This window comes from Staphylococcus sp. EZ-P03 (assembly GCF_003344575.1).
Lineage (GTDB): Bacteria > Bacillota > Bacilli > Staphylococcales > Staphylococcaceae > Staphylococcus > Staphylococcus simulans_B.
The window spans coordinates 1-1111 of the sequence record NZ_QPMO01000047.1 but is presented as its reverse complement, the minus strand read 5'-3'; the positions used below and the strand labels follow the sequence as shown (position 1 = coordinate 1111).

The 1111-nt window shown below is 31.4% G+C and carries 1 protein-coding gene; it reads left to right on the top strand.

Annotated features, from left to right (window positions below; all coding sequences use genetic code 11):
* Nucleotides 1-447: 447 nt before the first annotated feature.
* The coding region (locus DVJ99_RS12875; RefSeq protein WP_114604547.1) for a replication initiation factor domain-containing protein at nucleotides 448-1111 on the top strand (664 nt) is incomplete at its 3' end.

Sequence of the window (1111 nt, the reverse complement as noted above, 5' to 3'; positions counted from 1 at the left end):
TAGCGTGAGCTATTAAGCCGACCATTCGACAAGTTTTGGGATTGTTAAGGGTTCCGAGGCTCAACGTCAATAAAGCAATTGGAATAAAGCAATAAAAGGAGTTGAAGAAATGAAATTTAGAGAAGCTTTTGAGAATTTTATAGCAAGTAAGTATGTACTTGGTGTTTTAGTAGTTTTAACTGTTTACCAGATAATACAAATGCTTAAATAAAAAAAGACCTGATCTGATTAGACCAAGTCTTTTGATAGTGTTATATTAATAACAAAATAAAAAGAAGTCGCTCACTCCCTCGCCAAAGTTTGTGAATGCGACTTACCTAAATAAAATATAAAGAGTTATGTTTTATTAATTTTTGTATATCTAGATATTAAACGATATTAGTTTATTCTTCAAGATATATATTCGGGTGAGCGACTTCTTAAATTAAATTAAGGAGTTGTTTTTTTATGATTAAAAAAGCAGAAGAAATTCAGGCAAAACAAAGCTTAGAAAACGAAAACTTAAATTTTTCTAAAACCGGCTACTCTAATAGCCGGTTGGACGCACATACTGTGTGCATATCTGATCCAAAATTAAGTTTTGATGCAATGACGATCGTTGGAAATCTCAACCGAGACAACGCTCAAGCCCTTTCTAAATTTATGAGTGTAGAGCCCCAAATAAGACTTTGGGATATTCTTCAAACAAAGTTTAAAGCTAAAGCACTTCAAGAAAAAGTTTATATTGAATATGACAAAGTGAAAGCAGATAGTTGGGATAGACGTAATATGCGTATTGAATTTAATCCAAACAAACTTACACGAGATGAAATGATTTGGTTAAAACAAAATATAATAAGCTACATGGAAGATGACGGTTTTACAAGATTAGATTTAGCCTTTGATTTTGAAGATGATTTGAGTGACTACTATGCAATGTCTGATAAAGCAGTTAAGAAAACTATTTTTTATGGTCGTAATGGTAAGCCAGAAACAAAATATTTTGGCGTGAGAGATAGTAATAGATTTATTAGAATTTATAATAAAAAGCAAGAACGTAAAGATAATGCAGATGCTGAAGTTATGTCTGAACATTTATGGCGTGTAGAAATCGAACTTAAAAGAGATATGG